Source organism: Aeromonas sp. QDB34, assembly GCF_027705405.1.
GTDB classification, from domain to species: Bacteria; Pseudomonadota; Gammaproteobacteria; order Enterobacterales; family Aeromonadaceae; genus Aeromonas; species Aeromonas hydrophila.
Map to the genome: position 1 here is coordinate 135,197 of NZ_JAPDBT010000006.1, position 23,834 is coordinate 159,030.

Annotated in this window: 23 protein-coding genes; 8 read left to right on the top strand and 15 right to left on the bottom strand. The window is 61.7% G+C overall.

All coding sequences use genetic code 11. The annotated features are described in order from the left end of the window. Positions 1-3: 3 nt before the first annotated feature. Complete coding sequence (arnB, locus tag OKC29_RS10785; RefSeq protein ID WP_073349067.1) at positions 4-1,140, bottom strand: UDP-4-amino-4-deoxy-L-arabinose aminotransferase; 1,137 nt, start codon at positions 1,138-1,140, stop codon at positions 4-6. A gap of 220 nt (positions 1,141-1,360) precedes the next feature. Between arnB and OKC29_RS10790 the strand changes: the two genes are divergently transcribed. Further along, complete coding sequence (locus tag OKC29_RS10790) at positions 1,361-2,707, top strand: UDP-glucose dehydrogenase family protein (RefSeq protein ID WP_073349069.1); 1,347 nt, start codon at positions 1,361-1,363, stop codon at positions 2,705-2,707. 432 nt (positions 2,708-3,139) lie between these two features. Here the strand turns inward: OKC29_RS10790 and OKC29_RS10795 are convergent, their stop codons facing one another. Beyond that, positions 3,140-3,379, bottom strand: a complete 240-nt coding sequence (locus tag OKC29_RS10795) for a YheU family protein (RefSeq protein WP_043165088.1) — start codon at positions 3,377-3,379, stop codon at positions 3,140-3,142. 83 nt (positions 3,380-3,462) lie between these two features. Between OKC29_RS10795 and OKC29_RS10800 the strand changes: the two genes are divergently transcribed. Beyond that, positions 3,463-4,623, top strand: a complete 1,161-nt coding sequence (locus OKC29_RS10800) for a sensor domain-containing diguanylate cyclase (RefSeq protein WP_162275622.1) — start codon at positions 3,463-3,465, stop codon at positions 4,621-4,623. Here the strand turns inward: OKC29_RS10800 and OKC29_RS10805 are convergent. The 3 genes from OKC29_RS10805 to OKC29_RS10815 form a co-directional block, all read right to left on the bottom strand. After that, on the bottom strand, positions 4,605-5,588 hold the full coding sequence (locus OKC29_RS10805; protein ID WP_162275623.1) for a hydrolase: 984 nt from the start codon (positions 5,586-5,588) through the stop codon (positions 4,605-4,607). The two genes, OKC29_RS10800 and OKC29_RS10805, sit on opposite strands and share 19 nt — an antisense overlap. Before the next feature lie 67 nt (positions 5,589-5,655). Beyond that, positions 5,656-6,555, bottom strand: coding sequence for a chemotaxis protein (locus OKC29_RS10810; protein ID WP_011704932.1), 900 nt, complete (start codon positions 6,553-6,555; stop codon positions 5,656-5,658). Between the two features lie 181 nt (positions 6,556-6,736). After that, positions 6,737-7,423, bottom strand: coding sequence for a hypothetical protein (locus tag OKC29_RS10815; protein WP_123785004.1), 687 nt, complete (start codon positions 7,421-7,423; stop codon positions 6,737-6,739). Positions 7,424-7,462: 39 nt separating this feature from the next. Between OKC29_RS10815 and OKC29_RS10820 the strand changes: the two genes are divergently transcribed. Then, positions 7,463-7,669 carry a YheV family putative zinc ribbon protein gene (locus OKC29_RS10820; protein ID WP_011704934.1) on the top strand — a complete coding sequence of 69 codons (207 nt, stop codon included), beginning with the start codon at positions 7,463-7,465 and terminating at the stop codon, positions 7,667-7,669. Positions 7,670-7,815: 146 nt separating this feature from the next. Next, positions 7,816-8,454 carry an FKBP-type peptidyl-prolyl cis-trans isomerase gene (locus OKC29_RS10825; RefSeq protein ID WP_011704935.1) on the top strand — a complete coding sequence of 213 codons (639 nt, stop codon included), beginning with the start codon at positions 7,816-7,818 and terminating at the stop codon, positions 8,452-8,454. 64 nt (positions 8,455-8,518) lie between these two features. Here OKC29_RS10825 and OKC29_RS10830 read toward each other — a convergent pair whose 3' ends face one another. Together OKC29_RS10830 and OKC29_RS10835 are read right to left on the bottom strand one after the other, a co-directional pair. Continuing rightward, the gene (locus OKC29_RS10830; RefSeq protein WP_011704936.1) at positions 8,519-8,734 is read right to left on the bottom strand and encodes a SlyX family protein; all 216 of its coding nucleotides are present in this window, start codon (positions 8,732-8,734) and stop codon (positions 8,519-8,521) included. 14 nt (positions 8,735-8,748) lie between these two features. Then, the gene (locus OKC29_RS10835) at positions 8,749-9,717 is read right to left on the bottom strand and encodes a WD40 repeat domain-containing protein (protein ID WP_073349073.1); all 969 of its coding nucleotides are present in this window, start codon (positions 9,715-9,717) and stop codon (positions 8,749-8,751) included. Between the two features lie 119 nt (positions 9,718-9,836). Between OKC29_RS10835 and fkpA the strand changes: the two genes are divergently transcribed. Both fkpA and OKC29_RS10845 read left to right on the top strand, forming a co-directional pair. Beyond that, positions 9,837-10,646, top strand: a complete 810-nt coding sequence (gene fkpA / locus OKC29_RS10840) for an FKBP-type peptidyl-prolyl cis-trans isomerase (RefSeq protein WP_073349075.1) — start codon at positions 9,837-9,839, stop codon at positions 10,644-10,646. Between the two features lie 151 nt (positions 10,647-10,797). Beyond that, on the top strand, positions 10,798-12,204 hold the full coding sequence (locus OKC29_RS10845; protein WP_073349077.1) for a sigma-54-dependent transcriptional regulator: 1,407 nt from the start codon (positions 10,798-10,800) through the stop codon (positions 12,202-12,204). An 88-nt stretch (positions 12,205-12,292) separates the two neighbouring features. Here the strand turns inward: OKC29_RS10845 and OKC29_RS10850 are convergent, their stop codons facing one another. The 6 genes from OKC29_RS10850 to OKC29_RS10875 form a co-directional block, all read right to left on the bottom strand. Beyond that, entirely contained in the window at positions 12,293-13,162 is an 870-nt protein-coding gene (locus tag OKC29_RS10850; protein ID WP_073349079.1) for a tetratricopeptide repeat protein, read from the bottom strand. Between the two features lie 113 nt (positions 13,163-13,275). Next, positions 13,276-13,611: a hypothetical protein gene (locus OKC29_RS10855; protein WP_005303968.1), complete on the bottom strand. Its 336-nt coding sequence runs from the start codon at positions 13,609-13,611 to the stop codon at positions 13,276-13,278. Positions 13,612-13,737: 126 nt separating this feature from the next. After that, positions 13,738-14,079, bottom strand: a complete 342-nt coding sequence (locus OKC29_RS10860) for a DUF2956 domain-containing protein (RefSeq protein ID WP_073349081.1) — start codon at positions 14,077-14,079, stop codon at positions 13,738-13,740. 86 nt (positions 14,080-14,165) lie between these two features. Further along, a complete protein-coding gene (locus tag OKC29_RS10865) occupies positions 14,166-16,004 on the bottom strand; it encodes a bifunctional metallophosphatase/5'-nucleotidase (RefSeq protein ID WP_042065251.1) in 1,839 nt (612 codons plus the stop codon). A 232-nt stretch (positions 16,005-16,236) separates the two neighbouring features. Continuing rightward, positions 16,237-17,778, bottom strand: coding sequence for an EAL domain-containing protein (locus tag OKC29_RS10870; protein WP_073349083.1), 1,542 nt, complete (start codon positions 17,776-17,778; stop codon positions 16,237-16,239). A 178-nt stretch (positions 17,779-17,956) separates the two neighbouring features. Beyond that, positions 17,957-18,811 carry a Tim44 domain-containing protein gene (locus tag OKC29_RS10875; protein ID WP_073349085.1) on the bottom strand — a complete coding sequence of 285 codons (855 nt, stop codon included), beginning with the start codon at positions 18,809-18,811 and terminating at the stop codon, positions 17,957-17,959. Positions 18,812-19,243: 432 nt separating this feature from the next. Here OKC29_RS10875 and dnaB point away from each other — a divergent pair, with 432 nt between their 5' ends. Then, positions 19,244-20,638: a replicative DNA helicase gene (gene dnaB, locus OKC29_RS10880; RefSeq protein WP_073349089.1), complete on the top strand. Its 1,395-nt coding sequence runs from the start codon at positions 19,244-19,246 to the stop codon at positions 20,636-20,638. Between the two features lie 150 nt (positions 20,639-20,788). After that, positions 20,789-21,862, top strand: coding sequence for an alanine racemase (alr, locus tag OKC29_RS10885; protein WP_270669273.1), 1,074 nt, complete (start codon positions 20,789-20,791; stop codon positions 21,860-21,862). Between the two features lie 189 nt (positions 21,863-22,051). Here alr and OKC29_RS10895 read toward each other — a convergent pair whose 3' ends face one another. Together OKC29_RS10895 and trhP are read right to left on the bottom strand one after the other, a co-directional pair. After that, entirely contained in the window at positions 22,052-22,300 is a 249-nt protein-coding gene (locus OKC29_RS10895) for a YfhL family 4Fe-4S dicluster ferredoxin (protein WP_005334896.1), read from the bottom strand. A 1-nt stretch (position 22,301) separates the two neighbouring features. Next, the gene (gene trhP, locus OKC29_RS10900; RefSeq protein ID WP_017408769.1) at positions 22,302-23,663 is read right to left on the bottom strand and encodes a prephenate-dependent tRNA uridine(34) hydroxylase TrhP; all 1,362 of its coding nucleotides are present in this window, start codon (positions 23,661-23,663) and stop codon (positions 22,302-22,304) included. Positions 23,664-23,834 lie beyond the last annotated feature (171 nt).

Here is a 23,834-nt window from a genome sequence, read left to right on the forward strand (position 1 = left end):
GCATTACTCCAAAATGTCGATAAGGGCCGCGACCACGCGGTCGACGTCGGCCAGCGTCATGTCCGGGAAGAGTGGCAGGGTGCACAGGCGCGACGAGTTCCACTCGGTATGAGGCAGGCTGAGGGTCGGGTAGCGTTCGCGGTAGTATTTCTGGGTGTGGGCCGCCCGAAAGTGAAGACCGGTGCCGATGCCGCGCTCCTGCAGTGCCTGCATCAGCTGATCCCGGTCGAGCCCGCAGCGTTCCGGGTCGACCCGCACCATGAACAGGTGCCAGGCGTGCAGGTGGGGGTAGCCCGGCACGGTGAGCGGCGCCAGCGGCAGACCGGCCAGTCGCTCCTGGTAGCGGGCCACCAGTTCGGCCCGCTTGGCGTTGAGTTCGGGCAGGCGCGCCAGCTGCACCAGGGCGATGGCGGCGTTGATGTCGGCCAGGTTGTATTTGAAGCCCGGGATGATCACCTCCGCCTGCGGCTTGCGGCCCAGGCTCATGCGATCAAAGGCATCCACCCCCAGGCCGTGGAATTTGAGCATCCGAACCTTGTCCGCCAGCGCCTTGTTGTCGGTCACCAGCATGCCCCCTTCGGCGCAGGTCAGGTTCTTGATGGCGTGGAAGGAGAAGATGGCGGTGCCGCTGGCGCCGATCCAGCGTTCCCGATAGCGGGTGCCGACCGCGTGGGCCGCATCTTCGATGACGGGGATGCCGTGCTGGCGTGCCAGGTCGAGGATAGGGTCCAGATCGACCGGGGCACCGGCGTAGTGGACCGGGATGATGGCTTTGGTCTTGGACGTGATGAGCGGCGTGATCAGCTCGGCGCTGGTCATCAGGGTATCCGGGTCCACGTCGACGAAGACCGGCTCGGCCCCCAGCAGGGTGATGATGTTGATGGTGGAGACCCAGGTCTGGGAGGGGGTGATCACCTCATCTCCCGGGCCTATGCCCAGCGCCAGCAGGGTGACGTGCATGCCGGCGGTGGCGGAGCAGAGCGCGACCGCGTGCTGGCAGCCGAATGTGTCGCAGAATTGCTGTTCCAGTTCATGATTCTTCGGGCCCGTGGTGATCCAGCCCGATTTCAATACGTCACAGACAGCACTTATCTCGGCATCACCGATGGCGGGCCTCGAAAATGGCAGAAAATCTTGCATAAGAGATCCAACGAAGAATATTAATCAGCGCCCATTAAATTGGGCTCCCCCAAACTGTTTTACTCAACATACGGATATAAAAGCGGGCCTGCAATGGTCCAGAAACAGCTGGTAACAATTAACTGGTGCGGTCATCTTAGGTAATGTGATAAATATTTATAACCCCCCCAACTCTTGTTTTTCCAAATTACATCTTCTCTGACATTTTGGTTGTATCAATATGAACATTACTGTATTTGGAAGTGGCTACGTGGGCCTGGTTCAGGCCACCGTACTGGCCGATGTCGGTCATCAGGTGATCTGTGTCGATGTCGATGAACAGAAGGTGGCAGCCCTGATGGATGGCCAGGTGCCCATCTATGAACCCGGTCTCGAATCCCTGCTGCAGCGCAACATCAAGAGCGGCGCCCTGGTGTTCACCACGGATGCCGTGCTGGCCGTCAAACACGGCGATGTGCAGTTTCTGGCGGTAGGCACGCCACCGGGGGAAGATGGTTCCGCCGATCTGAGCCACGTGCTGACGGTGGCCGAGACCATAGCCCTGCATCGCGATCGGCCCGTCATCATCGTCAACAAGTCGACCGTGCCGGTGGGCACCGCCGACAAGGTGACTGCCAGGGTCAACGCCATCCTGCAGCAGCGGGATCAGTCGTTCGCCTTCGACGTGGTCTCCAACCCCGAATTTCTGAAAGAGGGCTCCGCCATCCAGGATTGCCTGCGGCCGGATCGCATCGTGGTGGGCACCGCCAACGAGGCTTCCCGCCAGCTGATGCGCGAGCTCTACGAGCCGTTCAACCGCAACCACGACCGCATTCTGTTCATGGATGTGCGCAGCGCCGAGCTGACCAAGTACGCCGCCAACTGCATGCTGGCCACCAAGATAAGCTTCATCAACGAGATGGCAGGGCTGGCCGAGCGAGTCGGTGCCGACATCGAGATGGTGCGCCAGGGAATAGGCTCGGATCAGCGCATCGGCTATCAGTTCATCTACCCGGGTTGCGGCTATGGCGGCTCCTGTTTTCCCAAGGATGTCAAAGCCTTGCTGGCCACGGCCCAGGAGCTGGAGTACGACACGCCGCTGATCCGGGCGGTGGAGCGAGTCAACGAATTGCAAAAATCGCGGCTGTTTGAGCTGCTGTCCGCGTTCTTTTGCGCCGAAGGGGAGAGCCTGGCCGGCAAGACCATCGCCCTGTGGGGGCTGGCGTTCAAGCCCAACACCGACGACATGCGCGAGGCGCCGAGCCGGGCCTTGATGGAGGCGTTGTGGCAGGCCGGTGCGACCGTGCAGGCCTACGATCCCGAGGCGATGCAGGAGGCCCAGCAAATCTACGGCAACTGTGACAAGCTGCGGCTGATGGGCACCAAGGAAGCGGCGCTGTTTGGTGCGGATGCCCTGGTGATCTGCACCGAGTGGAACCACTTCAAGGCCCCCAATTTTGCCGCCATCAAGCAGGCGTTGCGTTATCCGCTGATCGTCGATGGCCGCAACCTGTTTGATCCGGGCCGGATGAAAGATCATGGTTTTCATTACTACGCCATTGGGCGGGGCGAATCGGTAATGAAATAAAAAGACCATGCCACGCTGCCGCCATGTTTCAGTGCCATGGCAGTGCGGCATCTCTTCACGCTGAACAAGACTATTTTCGTCACTATTGTCGGTGAGCGTCGTTGTCATATTTATTTAATATTGTGAGCTGATTCACTTTATTAATTTTATATTGCCGCTATGGCCAGGTTCTCTGCATGGCTCGCCACTATTAATTAAACCGGTATTGATATGGCCTATTTCCCCGCAGCATATTGCCGCGGGGCACCAATCAATGCACAACATCCGGCAGAGCTCACTCTGCTCACAATAAAAATGGCCCTCCGCCAGTGCGGAGGGCCATTTTTATTTTCTGAAAAGGACGCGCCAGCCCGGCGGGAACTGTCGGGTTGGTGCCGCCATCGTGTCGGCCCGGCTGGCAAGACCCAGATCGGGATGGCAATGGGCCGGCTATTACGGTATATCGTCCACCTGAGCCCGGTCGAGGGTCGCCTTGGGCACTATGTTCACGCTTTCGTGCAGCTCGCTGTAAACGATCACGGCCAGCCCCTGCTGCAGCTGTGTCCTGACATCGGCGACCTTGTCGGCCAGACTGACATCATGTTCGCCGTACTCGGTGCCCTCTTGCAGCACGAAGTGCTCGAGCAGGTTGTTGAGGGTGTCTGCATCCAGCTCTTGCCAGGGGATAATCATGGTTTCATCTTCCGTTACCAGAGAGCGGGTATTGTCTATCTGTCGGCAGCAAGCGCAAGGGATTTATATGGCAGCAAGCAGGTATGAACATGCTCTCTGATGAACAACGTCGTCTCTCCAGCCACCTCGCTCACCATCTGTATGAGTCTCGTCGCCACGCCCTGAGCAAGGGGTTGCGCTGGTTCTGGGCCGTCAACCAGCTGGCGATCCTGTTCCTGCTGGCGCGCTTCTATGTCTATCAGGACGCCCATCTGGTGGTGGCCCGGGTACTGCCCTGGAGCTACGAGGTGCAGCTGGTGCTGATGACGCTGGCCTGCCTGTCGTTTCCGCTGTTCTGGCACTGGCTCTCCCGCCAGCCCCCCACCATCTGGCAACCCTGCCTGCGTGCCGGTGCCCTGCTGTGGGGGATCGGTTGGGCGCTGCTCGGCTACGCCATCGCCCTGGTGGAGCTGAGAGGCGGTTTCAGCCTGGCGTTCGATCTCATCGGCATGTTGCTGATGACGGCGCTGGTGGCGCTCTATTGCGAAGTGCGGCTGTTCTACTGCTTCAGCACCCCGCCGCTGCTGTTTCTGCTGCTGGAGGCGCTGCTGGTCAAGGTGCCGTTTCCTGCGGTGCACTGGATGGCGGTGGGTTGCCTCATCATCATGCTGGAGACGGGCAGGCGCATGCTCAACGGCTGGTTCGAACTGGCGGTGTCCCGTGAGCACGAGAACCTGACCCTGGCCCGCCAGCTCGATGCCATGGCCAAGCGGGACCCGCTGACCGGGCTGGCCAACCGGCGCCACTTCGACAACGTCGGCGAGCAGATCCTGCAGGAGGCGAGAGAGCAGCACGGCGAGTTTGCCATCCTGCTGCTGGACGTGGACTTCTTCAAACGCTTCAACGATCACTACGGCCATCTGCAGGGGGACAACTGCCTGATCGCGGTGGCCGACTGCCTGCGCGAGGCCATTCGCCAGCCGGCCGACGTAGTGGCCCGCTATGGCGGGGAGGAGTTCGTACTGTTATTGCCCGGTGCCGATGCGCTGGCCGCCAGCGCCATCGCCAAACGCATTGCTGCCGCGTTGGCCGGGCGAGGCATCCTTCATGCGCTGTCAGAAGTGTCGGATCGGGTCACCGTGAGTCAGGGTATCGCCCTGTGGCACGGGGGGCAGGATGGCATCGCCGACATGCTGGTGCGTGCCGACGAGGCGCTCTATCAGGTCAAGGAGGCTGGCCGCAACGGCTATCGACTCGCCCCCTGAGTCTGCTCCTGCAACCACTGGCTGATCCGCTCCTCCAGCCAAAACCGCGGTCGCCAGGGCGTACCGTGCAGAAAGCCCACATGACCGCCCTGGTGGCTCAGCTCGTAGCGCACCATGGGGGAGAGCTGCTCCGCCTGCGGGATCACCGCCTCGGTCATGAAGGGATCGTCGGCGGCGTGGATCACCAGGGTGGGGATGGGGATCTGTGCCAGCATGCCCAGGCCCGAGCAGCGCTGATAGTAGTGATCGGCACTGTCAAAACCGTGCAGTGGCGCTGTGACCTGCTCATCGAAGTCGCGCAGGGTGGCGATGGCGCGCACCTGCTGCGGCTGCCAGCGGGAGCCGGCCGCCGCCTGCCGCTGGATCTTCTGCTGCAGGTTGTGGCGCATGGTGCGCAGCAGATAGCTCTGATAGACCCGTGAGAAGCCCTGATTGACCCGATCGGCGCAGCTGTCCAGCCGCAGCGGCGCCGAGATCACTACCGCCGCCTTAAGCTCGCTCGGGCAGGCGCGCGCCAGCAGATTGACCAGCATGTTGCCCCCCAGCGAATAGCCGATGGCGATGAGCGGTTTGCCGGGAAAGCGGCGGCCCAGCTCGGCGATCAGCGCCTGGGCATCCTCGATGGCGCCGGAGTGATAAGCCCGCAGCAACCGGTTCGGCTCGCCGCTGCAGCCGCGAAAGTGCATCAGCACCGCCTCGTTGCCCTGGCGTTGCAGGTGGGCGAACAGTCCCTTGGCATAGTGGGAGTGAATGCTCCCCTCCAGCCCGTGAAACAGCACGATGAGCGGCCGCTCATCCAGGCTGATCGCGCCGCTCCAGGCGAGATCGACGAAGTCGCCGTCCGCCAGCTCGAAGCGCTCCGCCACGAAACGGGCCGGTTGCCGGCGCAGCCACTTGGGCAAAATGGTTTGCAGATGGGGATTGCGCGCCCACCAGGGGGCGTGGAAGTGGCTTTCGATCAGCATGCTGGGTCCGCGGGGTGACAGGGACAGAAAAGGCAACGGCGAGAAGCCGGGCTGCTCGCCGTCGGGATCAGGCCGGCAGGCTGTCGTGGTGCTCGGCACCGCGCAGCATGGCCTGGATCAGTTCGTTGGCTTCAAACTTGGTCAGCGCCTCGTGAGCGCCCACCTGATGGGCTCGCTCTACGCTTATCTCGCTGGAGAGCGAGGTGTGCAGGATGATGTAGGCGCCCGCCAGTTTGGCATCGCTCTGCACCTCGAAGGCCAGCTCGTAGCCGTCGAGCCCCGGCATCTCGATGTCGCTCACCAGGATGTCGATGGGGGTCTTCTGGCTGGCGCGGGTCTGCATCAGGGTCAGCGCATCCTTGCCGTTGGTGCACACCTCGTAGGGGATGTTGATGTAGTCCAGCGCCGCCATCAGCTGACGACGGGCGACCGAGGAGTCATCCACCAGCAGGATCCGCATCGGCTTGATCCGCTCCCGCTGCACGTCGGTCAGCACCGGGTAGAGGTGGCTGGGATCGTCCGGATAGACCCGGGAGAGGATCAGCTCCACGTCCAGCAGCTGGATCAGCTGGTCATTGACCCGGGTCACGCCGGTGACGAACACGTTGTGGCCGAGGGTGGCGGGCGGCGGCTCGATGTCGCGCCAGTTGCACTCGGTGATCTTGTCGATGCCGCGCACCAGAAAGCCCACCAGGGTACGGCGGCAGTCGGTGATGATGATGAAGCAGTGCGGCATCTCTTCCTTGCTGATCGGGCGATAACCCACCGCCATGGCCATGTCGATCACCGGGATGGTGGTGCCACGCATGCTGGCGGCGCCGAGCACGGTTGGGTGCGAGTGCGGCATGGCCGTCAGCTGGGTGTAGGGCACTATCTCTTTCACCTTGAGGGTGCCTATAGCGAAGGATTGCTTGGCCGAGAGATGAAACAGCAACATGCCCTGGGATTGGTTGGCCTTGCTTTTCATGGCAGATGTCCTGTGAGTCAAAACGGTATCAGTCAATTCAGGCCCCTAGCATAAAGGATTATAGAAGAAATGGCCTTGTGGTTATTAACGACCATTGGCCGCAAAACTGGACTCATTTCATCCATTTATTGCCGCAATCCGCACCTGTGCGCACTGCCTGGGGCCCTCATGGGCGGGGAGTTCAGCGCGCCTGCAACGCCTCCAGCGGGGTGCCGAGCCACTGCTGGCAGGCGTGGGCGAGCGCGGCTTCATCTCCATAACCCAGCTTGCTCACCACCTGGGCGCGTTGGCTGCCGCTTTTGAGCAGACGCACCGCCTGCAGCAGCTGCCACTGGGCGCGCAGCGCATCGCCCGCCAGCGCGGGGTCGCTGAGGCCACGCTGCGCCAGACATTGCTGCCATGCCGCATCGCTGCCCTCCTGACCGTTTGCCAGCGCCTGCCAGGCGGCCTGCAGGGCATTGTCTGGCTGGGGGGCAATGGGGCAGGCCGGCAGCTCGTCGAGAATTACCTGCAAGCGGTGGCCATAGGCACCTTGCCAGTCGCGGGGGCGCTGCCACTGGGCCAGGCCGTCGAGCAGCGCCGCCAGCAGCGGGGTGGGCTGCAGCCAGCCCGCCCGCTCTGGCTGCTCCACGCGTACCGAGCAGGTCAGCAGATCATGCTGGCAGCCCACCAGCGGAGTGAATGCGGCCAGGGCATCGGCACAGAGCCAGAAGTGGCTGCCCGTCGGCATCAGCCACTCATGGGCGCCGAGGCGCAGCAGCGCCGCGCCCCGGGTGATCCGCAGCAGCTGGCCCACCGGCACGCGCTTGCGGGCACCGACTTGCAGATGCGAAGTGGAAAAATGCTGATATTCGATGGCGTGATGCATGTAAAAACCCTGATATGATGCTGCCTGGAGGTAACGAAAATGGAAACCAGACGTAAAAAACGCTTCATTGCCGGTGCGGTCTGCCCGGCGTGCGGCAAAATGGACACCATGATGCTGTATATGGAGCATGGAGTCGAGAAGGTGACCTGTGTCGAGTGCGGGGATACCCAGGTACAGACCCAGGCCGAGGTGGACAAGGTGACCCGGGAGACGGAACAGGTAATCGGCGTGTTTCGTCCCGAGTGAGTGCCAGCCATCAAGGTGATGGCACGCCGGTCGGGCTGGTGGCTGTTGATTGCTTTTTCATCATGCTGAAGCCGGACCGACCATATGCTTGTCTGCCTTTTTGAGGTATTCTGGGCCCGTTTTTTTCTATCCGCAGGATCCCTGACATGAAAGTAGCTCCCCTGAGCGTGGTTACGCTGGAATACACGGTCACCGACGAACACGGTGAAGTCATCGACACCACTGTCGGTAAAGAGCCTCTGGTGTATCTGCACGGTACCCGTTATCTGGTCTCCGGCCTCGAAGCCGAGCTGGAAGGTCGCAGCGTGGGCGAGGCGTTCGACGTCACCCTGACGCCGGAGCAGGCCTATGGCCAGTACGACGAGAACCTGGTGCAGGAAGTGCCCGGCGAGCTGTTCGACGGCATGGAAGTGTCTGAAGGGGATACTTTTGTGGCCGAGACCGACGACGGCCACCGCCCGGTGACCGTGATCGAAGTGTCCGAAGAGTTCGTCAAGGTGGATGGCAACCATCCGTTGGCTGGCGTGACCCTGGGCTTCAAGGTCGAGATCAAGGACGTGCGCGCCGCCACTGCCGAAGAGCTGGCCCACGGCCACGTTCACGGTGCCGGTGGTTGCGGTCACGATCATGGCCACGACCATGATCACGACCACGGTCATGAGCACGGCGGTTGCTGCGGTGGTGGCCATCACGGCCACGATCACGGTCATGACCACGGCGACGACCACGGTCACGGCGGCTGCTGCGGTGGCGGCGGTTGCGGTGGCAAGGGCCATCAGCACTGATCACGGCATTGCCGATGATAAAAAAACCCGCGCCTGGCGCGGGTTTTTTTATGGCTGGCACTCATCAGTAGTGCGGCGGCGGGGTCTCTTCGGCCATGCTGGCGATCTGGCTCGGCTGCACGCTCTGCAGCTTGTCCACCAGCAGCTGGATCTGATGCTTGAGGCGATCCAGCTCGCGGCCCTGGGTGGTGACCTCGTCGTTGAGCTGCTCCACCGTGTATTCGGCGAAGGCGAGGCGGCTTTCCAGGGTTTCGAGGCGATCGTTTAATTGCTGACTCATGGGCCTTTTGGTCCTTACTTGATAGTCCAGATTTCGGCCAGGCCGCTGGAGCTGGCGCTGACAAGGTGGCTATTGTCGCGCAAAGCCACGCCGTAGACCACTGCGCTCGGCGGTTTCACCCTGGGATGGGGCGAGACGCGCCAGCTCTGCAGCAGGCTGCCGTCGCTCACCTGCCACAGGGAGAGCTGGCGGGAGGGGGCGCCGGTGATGAGCCACTTGCCGTCGTTGGCAAAACGCGCCGCGGTGTAGACCTCGAAGCGGTGATCGAACTGCAACCGGCTCAGCTCCTTGCCGGTTGTCAGGTCCCAGATGCTGGCCTGGCGGCTGTCGGCAGTGAAGGCGAGCCGTCCGCTCGGGTCGAGCCGGGCCAGCACCACCCGACCGGCGTGGTTGAAGCGCCATACCACCTGGCCTGAGCGGGTATCCCACAGGTAGGCGCTGTAGTCGTTGCCGCCAGTGAGGGCGTAACGGCCATTGGGGGAGAGATCCACCGTGTTGACCTGCTCGGTGTGGCCGAGAAACTGCAGCCGGCGGCCGCTGCGGGTATCCACCACTTCCGCCTTGCCGTCTTCCCGGCCGATCAGCACCTGGCGACCGTCGGCCGACAGGGCGATGTCCCTCAGCCTGGATTCAGGAAGCGAATAGTAGCCTTGCGACTGGCCATCCTGCAGGCGCCAGATCCCGAAGCTGTCGGGGGTGGCCGTCACGGCGTGGCTGTCGTCCGCCGAGAAACGGGTGATGATGATGAAGTTGTCCGGATTGTCGGACTGGCGCCAGCGCCAGCGCTCCTTGCCCTGTTCCAGGTCCCACACCACAGTGCCCTGGCTCAGGCTGGAGACGATGGCCTGCTTGCCGTCGCTGGCCAGATCGGCGCTCAGCAGCCCCTGGTTGGCGAGGGTCAGTTGTCGGTCCGGCGATGAGCTCTGTTCGCAGCCTGTCAGTATCAGGCAAATCGCGACGAGATAAATGGCACTTTTTATCATTTTTCCTGTCTCATGCTTTCGTTACCTGCGATCACGGCGTTAGTATAAGGCGCTTATCACGATAAACCTCTCATTTCACGAAGGAACCGAGAGCGGTATTTAGAGTTTTGGAGAAACTGATGAACAATTTTCTGAAGGTGTCCCTGTTGGCCGCGGCAGTTGCCGTGAGTCTGACTGCTTGCCAAAAAGATGAGAAACCTGCTGCGACCAACACCGCAGAGGTCAAGGCAGAAGCCAGCAAGCCGGCAGAGGCTCCCAAGGCTGAAGCCAAGAGCTTTGAAGAGCAATCCGGCTATGCAATTGGCCTCTCCATGGGTCGTTATATCGCCAATACCCTGGAACGTCAGCAGGAACTCGGCATCAAGCTGGACAACAGCGTCATCCTCAAGGGTGTGACCGACGGTCTGGGCAAAGAAGCCAAGATGACCGACGAGGAGATCCAGAAGGTTCTGCAGCAGTACGACGCCAAGATCAACGAGTTGACCAAGGCCAAGGCTGACAAGGATGCCGTGGAAAACCAGAAGAAGGGTGAAGAGTACCTGGCTGCCAACGCCAAGAAAGAGGGCGTGAAGAGCACCGAATCCGGCCTGCAATACCAGGTCGAGAAGATGGGTACCGGCGCCAAGCCGAAGGCCACCGACATCGTCAAGGTCCACTACACCGGTACCCTGACCGACGGCACCAAGTTCGACAGCTCCGTCGATCGCGGCGAGCCGGCCACCTTCCCGCTCAACCAGGTGATCCCGGGCTGGACCGAAGGCGTGCAGCTGATGCCGGTCGGTTCCAAGTTCAAGTTCTTCTTGCCGTCCAAGCTGGCCTACGGCGAACACGGTGCGGGTTCCATCCCGGCCAATGCCGTGCTGGTATTCGACGTTGAGCTGCTGGCTATCGAGAAGCCGGCTGCCGATGGCGACAACGCCAAGAAGTAAGCGGAAAACGTTGAAAAAACGGCTCCTTAGGGAGCCGTTTTTACTTGTAACGCCGCCCGAATGGCGGGATAAAAGAGAGTATCGCCAACTGTGCTAACATGGCGAACGACACCCGAAATAGACAACAAAATCAATTGCAAGGATGGCTCCCGTGGCTGAAAGCAAACCTCGAGTCCTGTTGGTGGAAGATACCCGCAGTCTGGCGGTGGTCTATGAACAGTATCTGGCCCAGGATGGCTACGAGGTGCTGCGGGCCGATTGCGGCCAGCAGGCATTGGCGCAGCTGCTGAGCAGCCCGCCACCGGTGGTGCTGCTGGATCTTGAGCTGCCCGACATGTCCGGCATGGACATCCTGCAGCAGATCACCGAGCAGCAGCTGCCCTGCTCGGTGGTGGTGATCACCGCCCACGGCTCGGTGGACGTGGCGGTGGAAGCGATGCGGCTTGGCGCTTTCGACTTCCTGACCAAGCCATTCGACGGCAAGCGGCTGTGCGCCACCGCACGCAATGCCCTCAAGCACCAGCAGCTCAGCTCGCTGGTGGCCCAGTACCGGGAGAACTTCGAGCGCAGCTCGTTTGCCGGCTTCATCGGTGCCTCCATGCCGATGCAGGCGGTCTATCGCATCATCGAGAGCGCGGCACCGAGCAAGGCGACCGTGTTCATCACCGGCGAGAGCGGCACCGGCAAGGAGGTGTGCGCCGAGGCCATCCACCAGTGCAGCCCTCGTCGCGAGCAGCCCTTCATCGCCCTCAACTGCGCCGCCATTCCCCACGACCTGATGGAGAGCGAGATCTTCGGTCACGTGAAGGGGTCGTTCACCGGTGCGCAGGGGGATCGCAAGGGGGCGGCCAGCCTGGCGGACGGCGGCACCCTGTTTCTCGACGAGATCTGCGAGATGGATCTGGACCTGCAGAGCAAGCTGCTGCGCTTCATCCAGACCGGTACTCTGCAGCGGGTCGGCAGCGGCAAGCTGGAGACGGTCGACGTGCGCTTCGTCTGCGCCACCAACCGGGATCCCCTGCTGGAGGTGAAGGCGGGGCGTTTTCGCGAGGATCTCTACTACCGGCTGCACGTCATCCCCCTCAGCCTGCCGCCGCTGCGCGAGCGGGGCGAGGACATACTGCTGCTGGCGCGAACCCTGCTGCAGAGCTATGCCAAGGAAGAGAACAAGCGCTTCAAGGATTTCGATGCCGAGGCGGCGCGGGTGCTACTCGATTACCCCTGGCCCGGCAACGTGCGCGAGCTGCAGAACGTGGTGCGTAACATAGTGGTGCTCAACGATCGCGAGCTGGTGAGCCCTGACATCTTGCCGCCTCCGCTTAACGGCAGCCGTGGCAGCCTGCTGGCGGCGATCCCCGCTGCAGCGGCGACCGGCAGCGGTGCCGTGGTGGTGGCCAATGCCCCGATCCGCCCGCTCTGGCTGGTGGAAAAAGAGACCATAGAGCAGGCCATCGCCAGCTGTGACGGCAACATCCCCAAGGCGGCGGCGCTGCTGGAGATAAGTCCTTCCACCATCTATCGCAAGAAACAGGGCTGGGAAGAGGCGAGTCTGGCGTGAGGCCGGTGTCGGGAGGAGTCACCCTCCCGAGGGATAAATGTGCGGGGCGGCCCATTGGCCGCCCCGCTGCGTTTGTTGTGGTCGCTTGCTAGAGCTTGGCGAGGAGCTTGAGGCGGGCCAGCCGCTCTGCCTCGTTGGCCTTGAGCCAGCGATCCTGCGAGAGCAGGAACCAGGCGCGGGAGAAGTATTCGGCCGCAGCCGGTTCATCCAGTACCAGCGCATTCTCCCCCAGCTCCTCGAACAGATAGCCATCCTCCGCCACCCCGGCGGCCGCCATATCACCCTTCAGCAGCATCAGATCGGCCAGCGCCTGTTCGTGCTGCCCCTGGGCCCGCAGCAGGCGGGCCAGACTCCAGCGGGCGATAAACGCCTTGGCCTGGTTGTTGTGCTGCTCGTGCCAGGCCAGACATTTTTGCTGGAAGCCTCTGGCCTCATCGAAACGACCCAGCTCGAACAGGGTCCAGCCCTGGTTGTTGTAGAGGGTGGCGAGCCAGCCGCGCACCTTTTGATCGGTACTGCGCTCGGCCAGCTCCATCGCCAGCTGATGCCAGCGGCTCTGCTCTTCCAGCGGTGCGGCGATGGCGATCATGTGGGCGGCATCGATGGCGAGATAGAGCTCCTTGTGCTTGAGCCCCAGCTGCCAGGCCTGCTCAAACAGCGTCTTGGCGCTGGCTTTGTCGCCGGCGGAGTTGAAGGTGCGGCCGCGCTCCAGCAGGGCGCGCAGGCGGGCTCGCGGGGTGGCGTCGGTGAGGCGGGGTTCTATCTCGTCGAGCAGCTGATGCGCCTCGGCAAACTGGCGTTGCAGTGAATGGGTGCGGGCTATCTGGGTGAGCAGTTCCAGCTCGTACTGCAGATCGGCGGCGGCGCGCGCCTCGGGCAACAGGGCATGAAAACGCAGGGCGCTGGCGGCGGGATCCCGATAATCCCACTGCGCCATGAAATCGGGCGGATTGTCCATTTGGCCTCCTTGCTGGCTATCCTCCCCCCAAGATGCCTGCAGGCCATTGTTTGTACAAGGGGCCCCCGTCACAGAGTGCCCCTTGAGTCATGTTCATATCAGTGGCGAGCCGGTCAGTAGACCATGGCCAGGCTCATCAACATCAGGCCGAGGGCGGCGAAGGCTCCCTCCTTGATGGCGAGCCGTGGTACCAGCGCCTTGGGCAGGGCCGGGAACAGGCTGAGGGCGAAGCCGAGCCCCGGCATCAGCCAGTGAAAGGCCGGGTTGCGCAGGCTCGGGTCTGCCGCACCATTGATGATGATGAGCAGGATGAAGAGGGTGAAGGCCGGCAGAATAAACCAGCGAGCGCTGCCGGCCGCAACGGCGCGCAGCGGCGAGATGCGATAGAGCAGCAGGGTCACGATAAACAGCACCAGGGGTGCCAGCAGGTAGAGTGGAGCCGGGTTCATAACGGGTATCCTGAAAAAAGGCGTGAGCAGCAGTGGCGGGATTTAATCAGCCCGAGGCGGGGATGACCAGCCACAAGGGCCCGGGCTGTGAAGCAGATCCCGGGCAAAGGTTTGTCGGCCTGGGCTTCAGCGCAGCCAGAACCAGGCGGCAAAGCCCAGCCAGCTGATGGCCAGCAGCAGCCAGGGCAGCGGATGCTGGCGAGAAACCTCGACCAGCTCGACGATGTCGTCCGGTTCCTCATCCTGCGGCGCTGCGTGGGACTGTTTGGCCTTGGCCTGCAGTTTTTTCTGACGGCTGGCCTCGCGGGCCCGCACCTTCATCTGTTTCTTGTATTCGTCTATGCCTTTCTGGATCCCCTGCGCGATCCGCTGGGTCTGCTCCTTGGTCTGCCCCGGCTTCTGGTTGGCACGGGCAATTTTCATCGCCTCCTGCTGGGTCTCGGGGGAAATCTTGTCGTACTTCGCCATCAAAGGGTCTCCTCGGCATCGATTGGCGGGGAGTATGCCATAAAAACGGCGCCCTCAGGCGCCGTTGCAACAGCTTGTGAACCGGATCAGGGCTTGTAGTAGGTCACGGTCGCGTAGGGTAGCGGGTTGAGGGTGCCCTGGGACTCGGCATACTCCATGAACATCTCGTTCTCACCGACGCCGGAGTCGACGTAGTCACCCTTGTTGGGCAGCTCTTCACGCTTGAGCAGGCCGTTGTAGCCATCCTTGCCGGAAGCGATGTAGGTGTTGGCACCGACCCGGTACACCTTCTCGTCATCCAGCGGCTGCCACTGACCGTTGGCATCCAGCAGTTCCAGCTTGGTGATGCGGGAGCCCTTGGCCAGCTTGCCGTCGTAGGTGTAGCTCAGGTGGCCTACGTAAGGGAAGGCACCGCTGGAGGCGGCGATCCCGGTCTCCAGACCGATGGAGTAGTCAACGGCGTACTCCAGAGTGGCCCGAACGTCCTTGCCCTTGAGGTTGAAGGCGGCGATCTTGTTGCCAAACGGCAGCAGGGTACCCATCACGTAACCGACCGAGAGCGGGCCCGCGTTCACGTCGGCGCGCACACCACCGGCGTTCTGGATGGTGAAGTCGACCTTGGTGTTGAGCTTGTTGAGCTTCCAGTAGAGCGACTCGGCCACCAGGGGATCGATGAGGCCGGCGCCGTCCGGAGTGGTCGGCACGCGCACGTGGGTCAGCTTGGTCGGCACGTCGGCGATGATCTTGGCTTCGAGCTCGGCCACGGCTGGCTTGTACTCGGTGTCGATCACATCGCGCATGGCGGTGTCTTCCGGCACGATCTCGATGACCGGGGACTTGTTGATGAAGTCGACCACGTTGGTCTGCTCGGTGCCGCTGAGCGGCACTTTCTTCTTGGCCACTTCCTTGGTGAAGTCGTCGCCGGTCATCAGGGTGTTGCGGCCCTCACACTTGGTGAGCTGGCCTTCCTTGCTGAGGGAGACGTTGACCAGGCCGTAGCCCTTGGCCCATTCGCCGGCCTGCACGATACAGGTCTTGCCGCCGTCCGGGTTGCTGACGATCTGGGCATAGGTGTTGTCGTCGGCCGGGTTCTGGTTGTGGGCGGTGTAGCCGATGCTGTTGAGCTCGGTGATGTCGCCGAGGAAGGTCTGGGAGTGACCGCCGACGATCAGGTCGATGCCGTTGACGGCCTTGGCGACCGCCTGGTCATTTTGCAGGCCGATATGGGTGACCATGATGATCTTGTTGGCGCCCTTGGATTTGAGGGTGTCGACCATTTTCTGGGCGGTCTCAATCATCGGCAGGAATTTGGTGTCGGTATCCGGTGAGGAGATGTCATGCATATTTTCCAGCACCAGCCCGAAAATACCCACGCTCTCGCCATTGACTTCCTTAATGACATATTCGTGAATATTTTCACTGTCCTTCAGGGTGGCGCTACTGGATTTCACCATATTGGAAGCCAATACCGGGAAATTCACCCGTGAGACAAAGTCTTTAATAGCCTGGTTGCCCAGATCGAATTCGTGGTTGCCGAGCACCATGGCATCGATACCCATGTCGGAGAGCAGCCGGGACTCCTCTTCACCCTTGAACTGGGTGAAATAGAGGGTGCCCTGGAAGGCGTCGCCACCGTTGAGCACCATGAAGTTGCGGCCCTCGTTGGCAGCCTGGCTGCGCAGCTCGTCCAGCTTGAACTTCAGGCGCGGATAGCCGCCCAGCTTGGCGTTGAACTTGAACAGCTCCTGGCCGGTGGGCTGGATCGCCAGCGCATTTTCGGTCGGGTCGAGGTGGGCGTGGGTATCATTGATGTGGGCAATGGTCAGATCCAGCGGAATATGTTCCTTGCTGCTGTTTTCTGAATTGCAGGCGGTCAGCCCGAACAGGGTAATAGAGACGGTGACGGCCAGTAGCGTCTTCTTCATCGGTAATATTCCTCTTGTTGTTATAGTCCTGTATATCGTTCCTGCATGACAGGAGTGTGGCGATTCTAGGCAAAAAGTAATAATTGGAAATAAACAGAGCTGATTCCTTTGAGCTACTGCACATTAATAAAGCAAATAAACGTTTGCTCTATTTGGCAGAGCAGGGGAAGGCGCGGCGGGGATTTTCCGCCAGCATGGGTGTCAATGCAACCCCATTGGTATCAGGGGGGCTTCAAGGCGCAGGCGTGGGGCTCAGCTGCTGCAGAAATTGCTGCGGGGTGAGCGGGCGGCCATACAGGTAGCCCTGCAGGTAATCGACCTGCCGCTCGACCAGAAAGTCGGCCTGTTCCTGGGTCTCGACCCCTTCGGCGATGGTTTGCAGCCCCAGCCGGGTCGCCAGGCTGATAGTGCTGTCAAGAATATGACGGGAGAGGGCATTGGTGCCAATCATGGCGACGAAGCTCTGATCGATCTTGAGATAGTCCACGTGAAACTGCTGCAGATAGGCGAGGCTGGAGTGGCCGGTACCAAAGTCGTCCAGCCCGATCCTGACCCCCATCTGCCGCAACTCCTCAAACAGCCGCTCGGTGAGGTGGTTGGGGGTGATGAGCTCGCGCTCGGTCAGCTCCAGCACCAGGGTGATCGGGTTGGCGGTGAAGGCGGCGAGAAAGCTGCGGCAGTCATCCAGCAGGCTCAGCTGCTGGCAGTGGCGGGCACAGATGTTGAAGCTGAAGTGAAAGCGGGGCGGCAGCGCCGCCGCGTGGGGGGCAAACTGCAGCCGCACCTGCTGCATCAGGGTCTGGGTCATCAGGATGATGAGGCCGCTCTCCTCCGCCAGCGGAATGAAGAGATCCGGCCGGATCAGTCCCTGGCGGTGGTGCTGCCAGCGCATCAATACCTCGCAGCCATGCAGCTGGCCGTTCTGGCTGACGACGATGGGCTGCAGATAGGGCACGAACTCCTGCTTGATGATGGCGCGCCTGAGCTCCTGGGTCGGGGTCGAGATATGGCTCCACCAGCGGTAGGTGGCAAGGCCGGCCAGCCCCCCGAGGGCCAGGATCAGCAGCACCATGCTGCCCTGTTTTTGCAGGGTCATGGCCAGCACGGCACTCAGCGGGAACCCCTGGTTGAGGCTGTAGCCGAACGTAGCCGAGTCGAGCCGGTAGTTGAAGCCCCTCAGCCTGGGCGGTTGGCCATCGTGTACCTTGCCCTGCAGGTCGAGCCACTGCTCACCGATTTGCACCCAGCTGTGGGGGCCGGCGAGGTGCCACTGCAACGGCTTGCTCAGATGATAGGGGTTGATGGCGACCACCACTGCATGATCCCCTTCGCTCAGGTGGTAGAACAGCAGCGACGGTTTGCGTCCGAGCTGGGTGACCGCCTCCAATCTGAGCAGCTCGTGCTGGCTGTTCTGCAGCCGGTCTTTGAGATCGATCTCGTCGAAGATGGAGGAGCAGTAGAGGCGACCGTTGCGGGATAGATTGACCGAGCGCACATAGGGGGAGGTGGCGACCAGCACCCGCAGCTCGCGGGCCACCTCGCGGCAGGGACGGCTGGCCAGCGGCAGCGCCGCCTTGGCCGCCAGGGTCGAGTGGTGCAGCGCGCTGTCGATCTGGGTCATGGCGCGTTCGGCGGCGGTCTGGGCCTGCTGGCGCGTCATCGACCAGGTCTGCCAGTAGAGGGTGACGAGGGAGATGAGGATCAGGGTGGCGCAGCACAGCAGGCTGGCCAGGAGACGAGGCATGTTGCTGCGACGCAGAAAGGGAAGAGCCATGGGCCACGCCTCGATGAAGAGTCAATTGAACAAAAAAAGGTCGGTCATACTACACAATCACACCTCAATCTCATAGCCGGGACAAGAGGTGGCATGGGCGGGTGCAGGGAGCTGGAAATGCTAAAAAGCAAAGACGGCCCGCAGGCCGCCTTTGTTTGTCATCGCAGGGAAAGCGCGTTTACAGCTGCTCGATGCCGACGATATGCCAGGGGGCATTGTCCTTGGCGAGGTTGCGCTCGAGGTGCCACACCTCCTTGATGTCCTCCTCGACCTGCTCCTGGCGATCCATGTAGCGGCCGCTGAAGCGCACGCTGACCTGGGCCCAGTCGCTGCCGTAGTCGGCGCGCACCAGCTGGGTGTCCACATACATCACTTCGGTATGCTGCTCACCGGTGAGCTCGGCACGCTCGGCCTTGAGCTGTTCAAACAGCTCAGGACTCACGTACTCGCGTACCTTTTCCAGATCGTTTTTGTTCCAGGCTTCCTGCAGGGTGCGGTAGTGATCGCGAGCCCCGGCCAGGAAACCGTTCATGTCAAAACCTGGCGGCAGGCGGAACGGCACGTCGCTGTCGGCAAAACCGGTGGCCTGCGGGGCGCTGTGGTTCTGCTCGAACTGCTGGGGCGCCGTACTCTGGGGCGGCTGATAGCCGGCATAGGCCGTCTGCTGCTGTGGCGCCGCCATCTTGCCCTTGCGCAGGGTGCGGATCAGGAACACGGCTCCCAGTGCCAGCAGGGCGATCAGCAGGAAGTCCATCCCTTGCAGACCTTCGAAGGCGCCGCTGCCCAGCAGGTAGGCGAACAGACCACCGGCCAGCAGGCCGCCGAGCAGGCCGCCCATCATGCCGCCCTTCTTGGGTGCCTGGGCGCCCACGGTGGGATTCTTGGTGTCGACGGGTTTGGCGGCCGGTTGGGCCGGAGCCGTTTTATAGCTCTTGCCAAAGGATTTGCCGCCGCCAAATTTCTTGGCCTCGGCAATGGGTGCCCCCAGGCCAATGGCCAGGATCACGGCAAACAGGGTCAGCATCTTTTTCATTTTGACTCTTTTCACTCTCATCAGTGGGTGGGGCATGCTCTGCTTTGGCAAGCTCAGCGAGGCGCATGGCAGGCTGCCTGTCCCTCGTTGTATTGCAGCTTGCGACTATGATTAACATGATTGGCATGAATTATTCATGAACAGATTGCCCCGATCGGGGGCGTTGCGAGGAGACAGGCCATGAAAAGTCGACGACCAAGCCGCAAGGAGCGCAAACTGCGCAACAAGGCGAGAGCCAAACCGCAGGATCAGACCCTGGTCTGGCCCTTCATGATGGTATGAATGCGAGACGGATTTCATCGACAGGCGGCGTCAACAACCATCAGGAGGGCGGTTGTGGCTGACAGAAGTGAATAGCGTGCATTTGCACTCGCGATGACGGGGTTTCTTTTGTAAAATTCCCGTCCCCTTCCCGCTGCGGTTTTTATGTGTATGGCAGAGCAAGTGACGGCGAAAAAAGACGCCAAGACACAACAGCTGAAAGTACCTCCCCACTCTTTTGAGGCCGAACAGTCCGTACTGGGCGGCCTGATGCTGGACAACGAGGCCTGGGATCGGGTCGCCGAGCGGGTGATCGACAAGGATTTCTACAGCCGCCCGCATAGGCTGATCTTCCAGGCCATGACCCGCCTCTCCAATGCGGGCAACCCCATCGATCTCATCACCTTGCAGGAGGAGCTGGAGCGCTCCGAACAGCTGGAAGAGGCCGGTGGCTTCGCCTATCTGGTGGAGATCGCCAAGAACACCCCGAGTGCCGCCAACATCAGTGCCTACGCCGAGATCGTGCGTGAGCGGGCGGTCGTGCGGGAGATGATCTCGGTCGCCAACGAGATAGTCGAAGCGGGCTACGAGCCGCAGGGGCGCACCTCCAATGATCTGCTGGACCTGGCCGAGAGCAAGGTGTTCCAGATCGCCGAGCAGCGCACCAGCGCCAACGAGGGCCCTCAGCCCTTGAAGCTCATTCTCGAACAGACCGTCGACAAGATTGAAGAGCTGTTCAAGACGCCCCACAACGGCGTGACCGGGGTATCGAGCGGTTACGGTGATCTCGACAAGATGACCGCCGGCCTGCAGCGCTCGGATCTGGTGATCGTCGCGGCCCGTCCCTCCATGGGCAAGACGACGTTTGCCATGAACCTGTGCGAGCACGCGGCCCTCACCGCCGACAAGCCGGTGCTGATCTTCTCCCTCGAGATGCCCTCCGAGCAGATCATCATGCGTATGCTCGCCTCGGTGGGGCGTATCGACCAGACCAAGGTGCGGACCGGTCAGCTCGACGACGAGGACTGGGCGCGGCTCTCCTCCACCATGGGGCTGCTGCTGGAGAAGGGGAAGATGTACATCGACGACTCCTCCGGCCTGACCCCGACCGAAGTGCGCTCCCGTGCCCGTCGGGTGGCGCGGGACAACGGCGGCATCAGCATGATCATGGTGGACTACCTGCAACTGATGCGGGTGCCGGCGCTGTCTGACAACCGTACTCTGGAAATCGGTGAAATCTCCCGCTCCCTCAAGGCGCTGGCAAAAGAGTTGCAGTGCCCGGTGGTGGCGCTCTCCCAGCTCAACCGAAGCCTGGAACAGCGGGCTGACAAGCGCCCGGTCAACTCGGATCTGCGGGAATCGGGCTCCATCGAGCAGGATGCGGACTTGATCATGTTCATCTACCGCGACGAGGTCTATCACGACGACAGCCCGGACAAGGGGATCGCCGAGATCATCATCGGCAAGCAGCGTAACGGTCCCATCGGGCGGGTGCGCCTCACTTTCCAGGGCCAGTTCTCGCGCTTTGACAACTACGCGGGTCCGGCGTTTGATGATGACTATTAAGTAAGCCGGGAGCCTGCTCCCGGTATCCAGAAACAGTTTTCCCGGTTCGACAATTCTGCCGGTCCGGCCTTAGACGATGACAATTAAGGGCTGACACCCCCCGGTGCCTGGCGCGTTCGCGCGTTATCATGCCCTCGTAAGGGAAAACAGATGAAAGCGGCTATCGCCCAAATCAATACCGCGGCCCTGCGCCACAACCTCGCCGTGGTGAAACGCCACGCCCCCCAATGCAAGATTATTGCCGTGGTCAAGGCCAACGCCTATGGCCATGGGCTGCTGCCGGTCGCCCGCACCCTGGTGGATGCGGATGCCTACGCAGTGGCCCGCATCGAAGAGGCGCTGATGCTGCGCTCCTGCGCCGTGGTCAAGCCCATCGTGCTGCTGGAGGGCTTCTTCAGCGCGGCCGACCTGCCGGTGCTGGCGGCCAACAACCTGCAGACCGCGGTGCACACCTGGGAGCAGCTCGAGGCGCTGGAACAGGCTGATCTGCCTGCCCCTGTGGTGGCCTGGCTCAAGCTCGACACCGGCATGCACCGCCTCGGCGTGCGGGCCGACGAGATGCCTGCCTTTATCGAGCGGCTCGCCAGGTGCAAGAACGTGGTTCAACCGTTCAACATCATGACCCACTTCAGCCGCTCCGATGAGCTGGAGCAGCCCACCACCCGCGAGCAGATCGACTTGTTCAGCAAGTTGACCGCACAGCTGTTGGGCGAGCGGGCCATGGCCAACTCGGCGGGCATCCTGGCCTGGCCGGATTCCCACTGCGACTGGGTGCGCCCCGGCGTCATCCTCTACGGCGTCTCCCCTTTCCCCAATACGGTGGCGGCCGATTACGACCTGCAGCCGGTGATGACCCTCAAGACACAACTGATTGCAGTGCGGGATCACAAGGCGGGCGAGCCGGTGGGCTATGGGGCCAACTGGGTGTCGGATCGCGATACCCGGCTCGGGGTGATTGCCATCGGCTATGGCGACGGCTATCCACGCATGGCCCCCAACGGCACGCCGGTGCTGGTCAACGGCCGCATCGTGCCGCTGGTGGGTAGGGTCTCCATGGACATGACCACGGTGGACTTGGGCCCCGGCGCCACCGACAAGGCCGGCGACGAGGCGGTGCTGTGGGGGGAAGGGCTACCGGTAGAGCGGGTAGCCGACCAGATCGGCACCATTCCTTACGAGCTCATCACCAAGCTCACCTCCCGCGTCTTTATGGAATACGTCTAGGTACCGTGAGTGCCAAAAGTCAAAAAGCCCCGCATGCGGGGCTTTTTTTATGTGTCGTCAGCGACCTGCGGGTTACCGAAGTTACTGCCGGTGCATCCGTACAAATTTCTCCATCAGCTGATCTTCGGTCTCCACGTGAGCGGGATCCCAGATGATGCAGTCCATGTAAAGCAGACGCTGATGCCGATGTTACTGCCGGTGCATCCGTACGAACTTTTCCATCAGCTGATCTTCGGTCTCCACGTGAGCGGGATCCCAGATGATGCAGTCGATGGGGCAGACGCTGATGCAGGTCGGCTTCTCATAGTGACCGACGCACTCGGTGCAACGACTGGGGTCGATCTCGTAGATCTCCTCACCCAGGCTAATGGCCTGGTTCGGACACTCGGGATCGCACATGTCACAGTTGATGCACTTGTCGGTGATGAGCAGTGCCATCTCAGGCGGCCGAGTGCGGCTGACGGGTATCCTGGCGCTCACCGAGGTTGCGCAGCAGGATGCCGTAGTCAACGTCCACTTCCTTCGGCACCGGCACATAGACCACGTGGCCGTTGCCCGGCGCGGTGTCGATGAGCTCGCCCTTGCGGTTCTGCATCTGCTCCAGATTGAAGCTGAGGTTGCCCTGCGGGGTCATCAGTTCCAGGCTGTTGCCCACCAGGAACTTGTTTTTCACCTCGACTTCCACCATGTCACCGTTGCGACCGGTGATCTCGCCGACGAACTGCTGGGTGTCGGAGACGGAGTAGCCGTAGTCGTAGTTCTGGTATTCGCTGTGGTTGTGACGACGCAGGAAGCCCTCGGTATAGCCGCGGTGGGCCAGATTCTCGAGGGTGCCCATCAGGCTGCGATCAAACGGCCGGCCGGCTACCGCATCATCGATGGCCTTGCGATAGACCTGGGCGGTGCGGGCGCAGTAGTAGAAGGACTTGGTGCGGCCTTCGATTTTCAGCGAGTGCACACCCATCTTGGTCAGTCGCTCGACGTGCTCGACCGCGCGCAGATCCTTGGAGTTCATGATGTAGGTGCCGTGTTCGTCTTCGAACGCGCTCATGTACTCGCCCGGGCGGTTGGACTCTTCCAGCAGCACCAGTGCATCGGTCGGTTTGCCCAGGCCCAGGGTGTTGTCCGGGCGGATGGCAATGGGCTCCTGACGGTGGACGATCTGGCCCACGTCATCTTCCTTGCCTTCGTGCACCTTGTACTCCCAGCGGCAGGAGTTGGTACAGGTGCCCTGGTTGGGGTCGCGCTTGTTGATGTAGCCGGAGAGCAGGCAGCGGCCGGAGTAGGCCATGCACAGCGCCCCGTGGACGAACACTTCCAGCTCCATCTCCGGCACCTGCATGCGGATCTCCTCGATCTCGTCCAGCGACAGTTCGCGGGAGAGGATGACCCGGGTCAGGCCCATCTGATGCCAGAATTTCACCGTGGCCCAGTTGACCGCGTTGGCCTGCACCGACAGGTGAATAGGCATGTCAGGGAAGGCTTCGCGCATCATCATGATGAGACCGGGGTCGGACATGATCAGCGCATCCGGCTTCATCTCCACCACCGGACGCATGTCGCGGATGAAGGTCTTGAGCTTGGAGTTGTGGGGCTGGATGTTGGCCACCACGTAGAACTGTTTGCCGAGGGCATGAGCTTCGTTGATGCCGAGCTGCAGGTTCTCGTGATCGAATTCGTTGTTGCGCACCCGCAGGCTGTAACGGGGCTGACCGGCATAGACGGCATCGGCGCCATAGGCGTAGGCGTAACGCATGTTCTTGAGGGAACCTGCGGGGGAGAGCAATTCTGGTTTAAACATGGCGGACTCTTCGTATCTGATTGCAAATCAGGACGGCGCCACCTGATGGCGCCGTATGGGTTGAGCTGCACCGGGAGTGGATACTCGCTCGGCGCGACCCGATAACGGCATATCCGGGCTGCAGCAGCATGCACCGGATAAACGGGGTGCGAGATTGTACTCGCCCTCACC